This window comes from Paracoccus haeundaensis, assembly GCF_006239215.1.
Classification (GTDB): domain Bacteria; phylum Pseudomonadota; class Alphaproteobacteria; order Rhodobacterales; family Rhodobacteraceae; genus Paracoccus; species Paracoccus marcusii.
On sequence record NZ_VDDC01000008.1, the window covers coordinates 206,021 to 219,460 of the forward strand.

Sequence of the window (13,440 nt, forward strand, 5' to 3'; positions counted from 1 at the left end):
ACGCGTCACGACCCCGATGCAAAGCGATAGCCCACCCCGGATTCGGTGAAGATGTAGGACGGGTTGCCCGCATCGTCGCCGATCTTGGCGCGCAGCTGCCGGATGAAGACGCGCAGATAGTGGCTGTCCTCCAGATGGGCCTTTCCCCAGACATGTTCCAGCGCCATGCCCTGCGTCACCAGCCGCCCGGCATTCGACGCCAAAAGCCACAGCAGGTCGAACTCCTTGCGGGTCAGGTGGATCTCGGTGCCGCCCTTCAGGACCGTCCGGGCGGCGGCGTCGATGGTCAGGTCGGCCACCTGCAGCGCCGCCCCCTGCGGGGCAGCACCCGACCGGTCGCGCAGAAGGCCGCGCAGGCGGGCCAGCAGTTCCCCGATGCCAAAGGGCTTGGTCACGTAGTCCTGTGCGCCGGCGTCCAGCAGGGCGACCTTGTCGGCCTCGGACGCGCGGACCGACAGGACCAGGACCGGGACCTGGCTCCATTCGCGCAGTCGGGCCAGGACCGCGCGCCCGTCCATGTCGGGCAGGCCCAGGTCCAGGATCACCGCCTCGGGGGTGGTCAGGGCGCAGGCCTCGATGCCGTCGCGGCCGGTGGCGGCCTCGGTCACGTGATGGCCCTGCGCCTCCAGCGCGACCCGCAGGAAACGGCGGATCGGGGCCTCGTCGTCGATGATCAGGATGCGGGCGGGCAGGGTCATGCGGGCGTGTCCAGCGGCAGGGTCAGGGTGATGCGGGTGCCGCGCCCGTCCGCGCGGGCGGGGTGGGCGGCGATGGTGCCGCCATGGGCTTCGACGATGCCGCGCGCGATGGCAAGACCCAGGCCCGTGCCCGCGCGCTGACCGTCGCCCTCGGCCACGCGATAGAACATGTCGAAGACCCGGCCGCGCGCGTCGGGCGGGATGCCGGGGCCGTCGTCGCCGACCGACAGTTCGGCCCGTGCCCCGTCGACACGTGCGGTCACGTCGATGCGGCTGCCCTCGGGGGCGTATTTCGCGGCGTTGTCCAGAAGGTTCATCACCACCTGCTCGATCAGCAGCGGGTCGACCAGCACCTGCGGCAGATCGTCGGGGACCGCGACCTCGACCCGGTGATCGCGCAGCGCGCCGCGCAGGCGATGCCGCGCGCTGCCCGCGATTTCGCGCAGGTCCGCGGGCACGCGCTTGGGCACCAGCGCGCCGTGGCCAAGCCGCGTCATGTCCAGAAGGTTCTGGATGTAGCGGTCCAGCCGCTCGCCCTCGTCGCGGATGGTGGCGGCCATGCTGGCGCGTGCGGGGGCGGCCAGGTCCAGCGCCGGATCGGCCAGCGACGATGCCGCGCCGATGATCGACACCAAAGGCGTGCGCAGGTCATGGCTGACCGAGGACAGCAGGGCCGCGCGCAGGCGTTCCGCCTCGGACGTGACCAGCGCCTGTTCCAGGTCGGCCTGCAGCGCGATGCGTTCCAGCGCGATGCCGGTCTGATCGGTCATCGCGTCCAGCAGGCGGCGGTCCATCGGCGCCAGACTGCGCCCGTCGGGATAGGCGATGCCCAGGACGGCCAGCCGCCGCCCCTCGGTGCCGACGGGCAGGAACAGCCAGTCGCTGGCGGGCAGGGTGCCCGAGCCGCGCCCGGCCTCCTCGCCGCGGGTCCAGGCATAGTCGGCGGCGGATGCGTCGCGCAGGGCCAGCGTGTCGCGGGGCGGTTCGGCCACCTCGATCACCGGGCGGCCCAGGGGGCCGGGGCGCATCACCACGGTGTCGCATCCCAGGGCCGCGCCGACATGGATCGCGGCGGCGCGCAGGACCTCGACCGCGGATCCGGCGCCGGCGACCTGGCGCGCGAAATCGTACAGCAGGTTCGTCCGCATCGCGATGTCGCGCTGTGCCAAAGCCCGGTCGCGCAGCCGCGCGGCCAGGTTGCCGGTCAGCCCCGAGGCGATCAGAAACAGCAGCAGCGTCATGATCTGGTCCTGGCGGATCACCAGGAAGGTGTTGCGCGGATCGGTGAAGAAGAAGTTGTAGGTCAGGAAGCTGAGGCAGGATGCATAAAGCGACGGCCACAGGCCCTGGCGCACCGCGACCACGATCACCCCGGTCATGAAGATCAGCGACAGCGAGGTGACGGGAAAGATCCGGTCGGCCGACAGGGCCAGCAGGCTGGCCGCGATCACCGTCAGCGTGGCCTTGGCATAGGCGCGCGGGTCGCGGTCCACGGACCAGTGGCGCACCGCCGGCGGGGTGGGTGTCCGTTGCGGATCCGAGACGACCGTCACCTCGAAATCGCGGCCGGCCTCGGTCACGGCGCGGGCGACGTTCTGGCGGCCGATGCGCCGCCACCAGGGACGGGGCCGGGGGCGGCCCAGCAGGATGCGGCTGACGTTGCGGCGGCGGGCATAGTCCAGGATCTCGTCGGCGACGGGGCCCGCGGCGGACAGGGTCGCCACCTCGCCGCCAAGGCGTTCGGCCAGGCGCAGGGCCTGGGCCAGCGCGTCCCGGTCGGGATCGGACAGGGCCTCGGACCGGGCCGAGGTCACGGTGACCGCCACCCATTCGACCCGCGCACGGTCGGCCATGCGTTTCGCGGTCCGCACCAGCGTGCGTGCGACCGGGCTTTCGGTCAGCGCGACCAGGATGCGTTCCTGCGCGGGCCACGGCCCGCCGATGGCATTGGCGCGCATGTGCTCGCGCAGCTGCGCGTCCACGCGGTCGGCGGCGGCGCGCATGGCCAGTTCGCGCAGTGCCGTCAGGTTGCCCTTGGAAAAGAAGTTCTGCACCGCCCGCGCGATCTGGTCCTGGACATAGACCTTGCCCGCGCGCAGCCGCTCGATCAGCTCCTCTGTGGGCAGGTCGATCAGCTCGACCTCGTCGGCGCGGGCCAGGACGGCGTCGGGCACCGTCTCGCGCACGCGCACGCCCGAGATCCGCGCGACCCGGTCGTTCAGCGTCTCAAGGTGCTGCACGTTCAGCGTGGTCAGCACGTCGATGCCCGTGGCCAGCACCTCCTCGACGTCCTGCCAGCGCTTGTCGTGGCGCGATCCCGGGATGTTGGAATGGGCCAGCTCGTCGATCAGGGCCAGCTGGGGGCGACGCTCCAGCAGCGCGTCCAGGTCCATCTCGTGCAGGATGCGCTCGCGATAGAGCTGCGCCCGCTTGGGCAGCAGGTCCAGCCCCTGCAGCAGCGCCTCGGTCTCGGCGCGGCCATGGGTCTCGACGACGGCGGCGACCACGTCCACCCCCTCGGCCGCGCGTCGCCGCGCGGCCTCCAGCATGGCATAGGTCTTGCCCACGCCGGGTGCCGCGCCCAGAAAGATCTTCAGCCGCCCGCGCCCCTCGCGTTCGGCCTGGGCCAGCAGGGCGTCGGGTTCGGGGCGCAGCTCGGTCATGGATCAGCCTTCGGTTCGGGGTCCAGTGGGGGCCGCGGGGAAGGCCGCGTCAAGGGCCAGATTGACGGCCAGCACGTTCACGCGCGGTTCCCCAAAAAGGCCCAGCCAGCGCGGCTCGACCTGGGCCTCGATCAGCGCCGCGACCCGGGCCTGGGGCACGCCCCGCGCCGCGGCGATGCGCGCGGCCTGCGCCCGCGCGTTCTCGGGCGAGACATGCGGGTCCAGTCCGCTGCCCGAGGCGGTGACGGCATCCACCGGCACGCTGGCCGCCCCGGTCGATGCGACGAAATCCACCGCGCGGGCCGCCTGATCGGCGATCAGCGCCGCGCTGGTCGGCCCCAGGTTCGAGGCCCCCGCCGCCGCCGCGTCGTAATCGACCGCCGAGGGGCGCGGATGCAGGTATCCCGGCGCGGCAAAGGCCTGCCCCACCAGGGCCGAGCCGATGACCTGCCCGTCGCGGACGATCAGGCTGGCATTGGCCTGTTCCGGCATCAGCGTCTGGCCCAGCCCGGTCAGGGCCAGCGGATAGGCGAGCCCCGTCAGCACGGTCATCAGCCCAAGCGTCGCCAGGGCGGGTCGGATATGGTCGATCATGGCTGTCTCCTCACGCCAGGCCCAGGGCGGTCACGGCCATGTCGATGGCCTTGATGCCCAGGAAGGGGACGATCAGGCCGCCCAGGCCATAGATCGTCAGGTTGCGCCGCAGCAGGGCCGCCGCGCTGGCGGGCGCGTATTTCACCCCCCGCAGCGCCAGCGGGATCAGCGCCAGGATCACCAGCGCATTGAAGATCACCGCCGACAGGATCGCGCTCTGCGCGCTTTCCAGGCCCATCACGTTCAGCACGGCCAGGCCCGGATAGGCGGCGATGAACAGCGCGGGCAGGATGGCAAAGTATTTCGCCACGTCGTTGGCGATGCTGAAGGTGGTCAGCGCGCCGCGGCTGATCAGCAGCTGCTTGCCCACCAGCACGACCTCGATCAGCTTGGTCGGGTCGCTGTCCAGGTCGATCAGGTTCGCGGCCTCCTTGGCGGCCGAGGTGCCGGAATTCATCGCCACGCCCACATCGGCCTGGGCCAGCGCGGGCGCGTCGTTCGATCCGTCGCCGCACATGGCGACCAGCTGGCCCTTGGCCTGTTCGGCGCGGATCAGATCCAGCTTGTTCTCGGGCGTGGCCTCGGCCAGGAAATCGTCGACGCCGGCTTCGGCCGCGATGGCGGCGGCGGTCAAGGGGTTGTCGCCGGTGATCATCACCGTGCGGATGCCCATGGCGCGCAGTTCCGCGAACCGTTCGCGCACGCCGGGCTTGATGATGTCCTTCAGATGCACCGCACCCATGATGCGCGCACCCTGCGACACCAGCAGCGGCGTCCCGCCAGACCGCGCGATCTGGTCGACCGACGCGGCCAGCGCGGCATCCACCGCCGCCCCGGTATGGCGCAGGATCGCATCGACCGACCCCTTGCGCAGCTGGGTGCCGTCGGTCAGGTCGGCGCCCGACAGGCGGGTCTGGGCCGAGAAGGCGATGGCCCCGGCCGTGTCGGCCAGGGGCGCGTCGGCGCCGGGCTGGCGGCGGGCCAGCTCGACCAGGGACTTGCCCTCGGGGGTGTCGTCGGCGCGGCTGGCGGCCAGGGCGGCGCGGGCCAGATCGGCCGGCGAGACGCCCTGCGCCGGGATCAGCGCGTCGGCCATGCGGTTGCCGAAGGTGATCGTGCCGGTCTTGTCCAGAAGCAGCACGTCCACGTCGCCCGCGGCCTCGACCGCGCGGCCGGATTTCGCGACGACGTTGGTGCGGGCCAGGCGGTCCATGCCCGCGATGCCGATGGCCGACAGAAGCCCGCCGATGGTCGTGGGGATCAGCGTCACGAACAGCGCGGCCAGGAACACTACCGGGATCGAGATGCCGGAATAGCGCGCGAAGGGCTCCAGCGTGACCACCACGAAGAGGAAGATCAGCGTCAGGCCGGCCAGAAGGATGTTCAGCGCGATCTCGTTCGGGGTGCGCCCACGCTCGGCCCCCTCGACCAGCGCGATCATGCGGTCGAGGAAGCTGCGCCCGGGTTCCGCGGTGACGCGCAGCACCAGCCAGTCCGACACGATGCGCGTGCCGCCCGTGACCGAACTGAAATCGCCGCCGGATTCGCGGATCACCGGGGCGCTTTCGCCGGTGATCGCGCTTTCGTCGACCGATGCCATGCCACGCACCACCTCGGCATCGGCCGGAATGATGTCGCCCGCCATGACCAGCAGGATCTGGCCCTGCTTCAGGCTGGCCGACGGGACCATCGTGGCGACGTCATGTGCGCTGTCGGGGGCGGACAGCACGCGAACCATCGTGTCGGACTTGGTGGCGCGCAGACTGTCGGCGCGGGCGCGGCCGCGCCCCTCGGCCAGGGCCTCGGCAAAGTTGGCGATCAGCACGGCCGCCCACAGCCAGAACGCGATCTGGACCGCGACGCCGCTGCCTGGCACGCCCAGGACAAGGTCGCGCAGGCCAAGCACGCTGACCATCAGCGCCGCCACGGCGGTGGCGAAGATGACCGGGTTCTTGAGCAGCAGGCGCGGAGCCAGCTTGGCCAGCGCCTGTCGCGCCGCCGCGGGGGCCAGCGCCCCCATCGACGGCACGGGAAGCGAATGTTTCGACATGGATGAACGCCTCAGAAGGTTTGCCCGCCCAGCATGGACACATGCTCGGCGATGGGGCCCAGGACCAGGGCCGGAAAGAAGGTCAGCGCGCCCAGGATCAGCACGGTGATGACCAGCAGCAGGACGAACAGCGGGCCGTGGGTGGGGAACGTTCCCGCCGTGGCCGGGACCGGCGACTTCAGGGCCAGGGATCCTGCGACCGCCAGCATCGGCACGATGATCGCATAGCGTCCCAGGATCATCGCGATGCCCTGCAGGGTGGTGTGGAACGGCGCCGCCGCCCCGAAGCCGCCAAAGGCGGAACCGTTGTTGCCGGTGGCCGAGCTGTAGGCATAAAGGACCTCGGACAGGCCGTGCGGCCCGGCGTCCTGCACCGCGGCCAGGCCCGCGGGGATGACCACGGACAGCGCGCCGAAGACCAGGATGCCCAAGGGCATCGACAGGAAGGCTAGGACTGACAGCGTGACCTCGCGCCCCTCGATCTTCTTGCCCAGGTATTCCGGCGTGCGCCCGACCATCAGCCCGGCCAGGAACACCGCCAGCACGACATAGAGCAGCATGCCGTAGAGGCCCGACCCCACGCCGCCGAAGATCACCTCTCCGACCTGCATGTTCAGCATCATTACCAGGCCAGACAGGGGCATGAAGCTGTCATGCATCGCGTTGACCGACCCGTTCGACGCGGCGGTCGTGGCCTCGGCCCACAGCACCGACAGGGTGGCGCCTAAGCGGACCTCCTTGCCCTCCATGTTGGGGCCGGTGATGCCGGTGGCCTGGGTCAAAGCGGGGTTGCCCGCCTGTTCGGGGGCGTTCATCAGCAGAAGGCCAGCCACGAACAGCACGCCCATCGCGGCGAAGATCGCCCAGCCCTGCCGCCGGTCGCCCACCATGCGCCCGAAGAGGAAGCAGAAGGCGACCGGGATCAGCAGCAGATAGACGGACTGGATCATGTTCGACAGGATCGTCGGGTTCTCCAGCGGATGGGCCGAATTGACGCCGAAGAAGCCGCCGCCGTTGGTGCCCAGCTGCTTGATGGCGATCTGGGCCGCGGCGGGGCCCTGGGCGATGATCTGACCTGCGCCCTCCAGCGTGGTCGCGCGGACATAGGCCGACAGCGATTGCGGCACGCCCTGCCAGATCAGCACCACGGCCGCCAGGATCGACAGCGGCAGCAGGATATAAAGGACCGCCCGCGTCGCATCGACCCAGAAATTGCCCAAGCGGCCGTCGCCCTTGGCGGCAAAGCCGCGCACGATCGCCACCGCGACCGCCATGCCCGTGGCGGCCGAGACGAAGTTCTGCACCGTCAGCCCGACCATCTGGGACAGGTAGGACAGCTGGACCTCTCCGGAATAGGCCTGCCAGTTGGTGTTGGTGACAAAGCTGATCGCGGTGTTGAAGGCCAAGTCCGGCGCCATCGGGCCGATGCCTTGGGGGTTCCACGGCAGCATGCCCTGCAGCCGCAGGATCGCATAGAGAAGCAGGAACCCCGCCAGGTTGAAGACCAGCACGGCCATGGCATAGCCCGACCAGGTCTGGCCGCGCCCGGCGGTGACGCCCGCAGCCGACAGGAAGGCCCGTTCGACCGGGGCGATCAGCGGGCTGGACCAGACGCGCCGGCCGGTAAAGACGCGGTGCATGTGACCGGCCAGCAGCCAGGCGAGGCCGACCGTGACGGCGCCGTAGAGCGCGAAGACAAGAAAGGGGGACATGGACGCGCCCCCATCAGAACCGGTCGGGACGCATCAGCGCCACGACCAGATAGGCGAACAGGCCCGCCGCGACGGCAAGGCCAAGGACCAGGTCGACCATCGGCGCCCCGTCACGAACGGGCCAGCGCGCGCGTTCCGGCCATCACGGCCAGAAACCCGCCTGTGCCAAGCAGAAGATAGATGATGTCGGACATGAACATCCCCTTGATGAGTGATGTCCGATCATCCCACAGGCGCGCGTCAGGATGCCATGCGTGATCCCGGCCGGGGGCGTAAGGGCCGCGTAAGGATCAGGCCGTCAGCGCCGCGTCCAGCGCCGCGATCACGGCCGCCGACAGGGTCTGGGCGGGCGGCGGGTCGGTGTCGGCCCAGCCCCGCTCCAGCGCCTGCGCGGTCGAGAACGCCCCAGCCTTGCGGATGCGCCCCAGTTCGTCCCAGCTGACCGGGCAGGCCACCGGCGCGCCGGGGCGGGCGCGCACGGAGAAGGGCCCGATGGCCGTCGCGCCGCGTTCGTTCCTCAGCCAGTCGACGAAGATGCGGCCCTTGCGTTTTGCCTTGGACATCTCGGCGGTGAAGCGGTCGGGATGGGCCTGTGCCGTCAGCATCGCCACGCCGCGGCTGAACAGCTTGACCGTGTCCCAGCCCGCGGTGCGGCGCAGCGGCACGATCACATGGACGCCCTTGCCCCCCGACAGCATCGCCCAGGACCGCAGGCCAAGCCCCGACAGCCCGTCGCGCAGCTCCAGCGCGGCGCGGCGGGTCGCGGCAAAGCCCAGGCCCTCGTCGGGGTCCAGGTCAAAGACCATGCGGTCGGGCCGGTCCAGCCGGTCGCGACGGGCGCCCCAGATGTGAAATTCGACCGTGCCCATCTGCACCGCGCCCAGGATGCCCTCGACGTCGGTGACATAGGCATAGGAGCTGGGCGTGCCGTCCTTGTCGGCGATCTGCTGGATCTTCAGAGCGGCGGGAAAGCCCTTGCCGGGATGCTTCTGAAAGAACCGCTCGCCGGCCATGCCGTCGGGCAGGCGCAGCAGGGACAGGGGCCGCCCGGCCAGTTCGGGCAGCATCAGCGGTGCGGCCGCGCGATAATACTCGGCCAGCCCCGCCTTGGTCAGGCGCGGCTTGTCAAAGATCACGCGGTCGCCGCTGCTGATCGCGACGGTCGGGGCGGGCGTTCGCATCGGCGGACCCTCATCGTGCAGGCCCAGATACACCGCATGGCGCAGGCGACCCTGGGCGGTGGTTTCGGCGTAATCGATCCGGGCGGTCAGGTCCGGGTCGATCCAGGTCATGCCCGCGACCTCCCGGCGGGGGGCCTTGACGGGGGCGTCCCTGCGCACCAGCGGTTCCATGCGCCGGGCAAGGTCGGCCATCGTGTCCTGGTCGAACCCGGTTCCGACCTTGCCCATATAGGCCAGTCCCCCGTCCCGGTCGCAGGCCAGCGCCAACGAGGCGAAGGGCCTGCCGCGGCTGGTGCTTGCCTGCCAGCCGACGATGCGGAAGGTGCCCTGCCTGCGGCACTTGATCTTCAGCCAGTCGCGGCTGCGCCCGCCGCGATAGGGGGCATCGGTCCGCTTGGCGATCACCCCCTCGCCGCCATTGCCGCAGATCAGCGCCAGCGCCTCGTCCGCCGGGCCGTGGATGACGGGCGACAGCGCCACCGCGCCCATCGGCGGCAGGGGGCGCAGCAGGCCCTCCAGCGCGGCGCGGCGTTCGGTCAGGGGATGGTCCGTCAGGTCGCGCCCGTCCAGCTGCAGCAGATCGAAGGCCACGTATCCGAACGGCCCGCCCGCCGCGATCGCGTCCTGCAGCGTGCCGAAGCCCTGCAGACCGGCGCCGGCCACGATCTCTCCGTCGATCAGGGCCGAGGCACAGGGGATGTCGCGCAGGGCGGGAATCAGGTCGGCGAAACGGTCGGTCCAGTCATGGCCCGCCCGCGTGAAGACGCGCGGGCCACCTGCGCCAAGCGCCACCTGCGCGCGATAGCCGTCCAGCTTCAGCTCGTGCCAATGCGTGGCGTGATCGGCCAGATCGTCCGTCAGCGTCGCCAGTTGCACGGGCCGGTGGCCCGGACGGGTGCCGGAATGGTCGGGCAGGCAGGCGGCCTTGTCCGCGCGGATCGCCGCAAAGCTGCGCCCCGACGCCACGCTGGTGCGATAGCGCGCCACCGGGTCGCGCTGGCCCGCGGCCTCGTCGTCGATCTTGACCAGCAGCCAGTTGTCGCGCTTGTCCCGGCGCGCCATGCGGATCAGGTTCCAGTCGCCGGTCATCCGCCGACCGTGCAGCCGGAACTTCAGGTGCCCCTTGGCCAGCCCGCGCGCCGCGGGTTCCAGCGGTTGCCACCAGCCCAGATCCCACAGCATCACGGTGCCCGCGCCGTAATGGCCCTTTGGGATCGTGCCCTCGAAGGTCAGATAGGACAGGGGGTGATCCTCGGTCCGCACGGCCAGCCGTTTGTCGGCCGGGTCCAGCGACGGCCCCCGCGTCACCGCCCAGGACAGCAGCACCCCCTCCCACTCCAGCCGCAGGTCCCAGTGCAGCCGCGTGGCGTCGTGGTTCTGCATCGAATAGCGCAGCCCAAGCGCCGAAGGGGTGCCGTCCGCCTGCGGTTCGGGCGTCGCCCCGAAATCGCGCTTGTCCAGATAGGCGCCCAGGTCGGCCATGTCAGGCGGATTTCGACTTGGGCTTGGCACGCGGTTTGGACGCGGGCTTTGCGGCGGGCTTGGCCTTGGCCTTGCCGCCGTCCTTCTTCAGGCTCTCCTTCAGCGCGGACATCAGGTCCACGACGTTGCCACCCGACGGGCGGTCGTCATCCTCGGCCGCCTTGGCGCGGGGGGTCTTGCGGTTCTTGCGCTTCGTCTCGATCAGCGCACGCAGCGCCTGGTCGTAATGGTCGCGGAACGCATCGGCATCGAACGCCGAGGACTTGCGCCGGATCAGCTGGGTCGCGACCTCCAGCAGGTCGGCGTCGCTGGCAGCGTCCTCGATCGCGGCGAACAGCGGCTCCGCCTCGCGGATCTCGTCCTCATAGCGCAGCGTCTCCAGCAGCAGCCCGTCGCCGCAGGGTCGGATCGCGCACAGGTATTCGCGGCCGCGCATGGTCAACTGGCCCAGGGCGGTCTTCTTCTCGGCCCGCAGGGCGTCGCGGACCACGCGATAGGCGTCCTCGGCCAGATCGTCGGTCGGCACCACGTAATAGGGCTTGTTGTAGTACAGGGGCGGTATCTCGGACTGGTCGACGAACTGCACCAGTTCCAGCGTCTTCTTGGTGTCCAGCTTGATCGCGTCGATCTCGTCGGGTTCCAGCAGCAGATAGTTGCCGTCGCCCGTCTCGTATCCCTTCAGGATGTCGTCGCTCTTGACCGGCCCGATGCCGGCCACGGTCTTCTCATAGCGCACAGGCTTGCCAGAGGGGCCGTGGATCTGGCGGAAGGACACGCGCGCCCCGGTCTTGGTCGCGGCATGCAGCTCGACCGGGATGGCCACCAGGGACAGGCGCAGCTGCCCCTTCCAGACCGCACGTGACGCCATGACATCCTCCTGCTTTCCGGGGAAACGCCGAAACGGACCGATAAGTTCAGTCGTATCATGGAAGGACGTCGGCACGCATTGCCCGGCTGTCACTGCTGCCAGCGATCATGGCATTGCAGGTTCCGGCGTCGCCGGCAGCGATGGCGCGGGCTTCGGATCGCAGGGCGAAGACGATCGTGCTGATGGCGTCGTGGCGCAGCACCGACGGTGCGGAACGCCAATGCGGCGAGGGCGCATCGCCATGCCGTCTGCCGAAAGGCGGCGCCCGGGGGTTCCGGGCGCCGTGGTGATCATTCCTCGAAACCGCCGTCGTCAAAGCCCGGGTCGTCGAAGCCGGCGTCCTCCTCCATCGCGGGCTCCTGCTCCATCTCCGAGGCGTCGGCAGGGCCCGCGAACATGCCGCCGATGGCATTGCCCAGCAGCACGCCGCCGGCGACACCCATCGCGGTCTGCGCCGCGCCGGCCATGAAGCCGCCGCCCGACGGGCGACCGCTGCTCCACGGACCCGACCCCTGCGGCTGCTGGCCATAGGCGGGCTGGCCGTAGGGCTGGGGCGCGGGGCGATGGGCCATCGGGCGGGGCTGGGGTTGGCTGCCGCCGAACAGCTTGCCGAACAGCCCGCCCGAGGCCGGCGCGGGCTGCGCCTGCACCTGCTGCATCTGCTGTTCGGCAGTGGCCAGCGCCTGTTCCTGCATGATCACGGTCTGGGCCAGGTAATAGGCGGCACCGGGGTTGCGGGCCATCAGGTCGGCGATCAGGGCCTCGGCCTGGGGGTCGCGATGGGGCTGGGCCTGGGCGGCCTGGCCAAGCTTGCCGAACAGCCCCTCGATGGCGTGGCGGTCGTTCTGGTCCATGGATGCGGTCCTTGTCTGGGGCCTATTCCTCGCGCTGGCCGGTCAGGCTCAGCAGCAGCTGGAACAGGTTGATGAAGTTCAGGTACAGTGACAACGCGCCCATGACCGCCAGTTTCTGGTGCGTCTCGGCATCGTGATGTTCGCTGTAGGCCAGCTTGATCGACTGCGTGTCCCAGGCCGTCAGGCCGACGAAGACCAGGATGCCGATGATCGAGATCGCGAACTGCAGCGCGGACGAGCCTAGGAAGATGTTGATGATGCTGGCGATGATGACGCCGATCAGGCCCATGATCAGGAAGCTGCCGAACTTCGACAGGTCGCGCTTGGTCGTGTAGCCATAGAGGCTCATGCCCGCGAACATGGCGGCGGCGCCGAAGAAGGCGCGCGCGATCGACGTGCCCGTGAAGACCAGGAAGATCGAGGCCAGCGACAGGCCCATCACCGCGCAGAAGGCCCAGAACAGCGTCTGCGCCGTGGCGGCCGAGACGGTCTCGATCCGGAAGGACAGGAACATCACGAAGGCCAGCGGCGCCAGCATCACCACCCACCGCAGGGGCGAGCTGAAGATCGGCACGTAGATCGCCGGGACCGAGGCCACCGCGACCGCGACCAGCCCGGTCACCAGCAGGCCCAGGCCCATGTAGTTGTAGATGCGCAGCATGTGCGCGCGCAGGCCGTCGTCCAGGACGGCGGCGGGGGCGAAACCGGCGCTGCGGCCGGTCTGGCGGATGGGTTGCATGAAAACCTCCGGTTGGTTGATGTCAGTAGAGCGTGTCCGACAGCGCGACCGATGTCGCGAGCAGCGGGTCGGCATGGTCGTTGCCCGCGACCAGCACATGCGCGATCTCTCCGATCTGGAACCAGGCGATGCCGTGGTCGGGCGTCTGGTGCAGGCGGGGCAGGGTCACGTCGAAGCTGCCGGCGCGGACCGCGAAATGGCTGATCGTGCCCAGGTCGGGCGTGTCGAACAGGATCTCGATCCCCGGACCCTGGGGCGAGGGGAAGACCTGCGCGTCGCGCACCGTCCAGTCGTCGGGAAACCGGGGCAGCACGATGCCGGTGGCGGCGCGCATCTCGACCGGGTCCAGGCGGCTGATGCCGGGCTGCGAGGTCATGTCCAGACGCAGCAGGCTGACCTGATGCGCCGACAGGGCCGCCGTGACCGATGCGGGGGCGGGCGATGCCGCGACGCCTTCGCGCACCGACAGCGGACCAAGGCCGGCATGGGCCAGCCAGCCCAGCCCCACCAGCAGCGCGGCCGGCACGATGCGCAGGACCCGGCGCAGCTGCGCATCGCGCCGGCGCGCCGTCGCAAGCCGCCGCGCGGCGCCCAGCAGC

General features: G+C 70.3%; 11 protein-coding genes. All 11 read right to left on the bottom strand.

From position 1 onward, the window contains the following. Positions 1–5: 5 nt before the first annotated feature. Positions 6–698 (bottom strand): response regulator, encoded by a 693-nt coding sequence (locus tag FHD67_RS04965; RefSeq protein WP_046001600.1) that lies wholly within the window; start codon positions 696–698, stop codon positions 6–8. Further along, positions 695–3,361 (bottom strand): sensor histidine kinase, encoded by a 2,667-nt coding sequence (locus FHD67_RS04970; protein ID WP_139598022.1) that lies wholly within the window; start codon positions 3,359–3,361, stop codon positions 695–697. The genes FHD67_RS04965 and FHD67_RS04970 overlap by 4 nt, the downstream gene beginning before the upstream one ends. Positions 3,362–3,364: 3 nt before the next feature. Further along, positions 3,365–3,955 carry a potassium-transporting ATPase subunit KdpC gene (kdpC, locus tag FHD67_RS04975; RefSeq protein WP_139598023.1) on the bottom strand — a complete coding sequence of 197 codons (591 nt, stop codon included), beginning with the start codon at positions 3,953–3,955 and terminating at the stop codon, positions 3,365–3,367. Between the two features lie 10 nt (positions 3,956–3,965). Then, positions 3,966–6,005 carry a potassium-transporting ATPase subunit KdpB gene (gene kdpB / locus FHD67_RS04980; RefSeq protein WP_139598024.1) on the bottom strand — a complete coding sequence of 680 codons (2,040 nt, stop codon included), beginning with the start codon at positions 6,003–6,005 and terminating at the stop codon, positions 3,966–3,968. Positions 6,006–6,016: 11 nt separating this feature from the next. Beyond that, positions 6,017–7,717 carry a potassium-transporting ATPase subunit KdpA gene (gene kdpA, locus FHD67_RS04985; RefSeq protein ID WP_139598025.1) on the bottom strand — a complete coding sequence of 567 codons (1,701 nt, stop codon included), beginning with the start codon at positions 7,715–7,717 and terminating at the stop codon, positions 6,017–6,019. Positions 7,718–7,730: 13 nt separating this feature from the next. Further along, positions 7,731–7,817 carry a K(+)-transporting ATPase subunit F gene (gene kdpF, locus FHD67_RS21160; RefSeq protein ID WP_045982103.1) on the bottom strand — a complete coding sequence of 29 codons (87 nt, stop codon included), beginning with the start codon at positions 7,815–7,817 and terminating at the stop codon, positions 7,731–7,733. Between the two features lie 190 nt (positions 7,818–8,007). Beyond that, positions 8,008–10,380: a DNA ligase D gene (gene ligD / locus FHD67_RS04995; RefSeq protein ID WP_139598026.1), complete on the bottom strand. Its 2,373-nt coding sequence runs from the start codon at positions 10,378–10,380 to the stop codon at positions 8,008–8,010. Position 10,381: 1 nt separating this feature from the next. Further along, positions 10,382–11,248: a non-homologous end joining protein Ku gene (gene ku / locus FHD67_RS05000; protein WP_045982105.1), complete on the bottom strand. Its 867-nt coding sequence runs from the start codon at positions 11,246–11,248 to the stop codon at positions 10,382–10,384. A gap of 290 nt (positions 11,249–11,538) precedes the next feature. After that, a complete protein-coding gene (locus tag FHD67_RS05005; RefSeq protein WP_046001594.1) occupies positions 11,539–12,102 on the bottom strand; it encodes a DUF2076 domain-containing protein in 564 nt (187 codons plus the stop codon). A gap of 22 nt (positions 12,103–12,124) precedes the next feature. Then, entirely contained in the window at positions 12,125–12,841 is a 717-nt protein-coding gene (locus tag FHD67_RS05010) for a Bax inhibitor-1/YccA family protein (protein WP_045982107.1), read from the bottom strand. A 22-nt stretch (positions 12,842–12,863) separates the two neighbouring features. Continuing rightward, positions 12,864–13,440, bottom strand: a 577-nt coding sequence (locus FHD67_RS20385; RefSeq protein WP_176695055.1) for an anti-sigma factor, incomplete at its 5' end; no start/stop codon positions are given.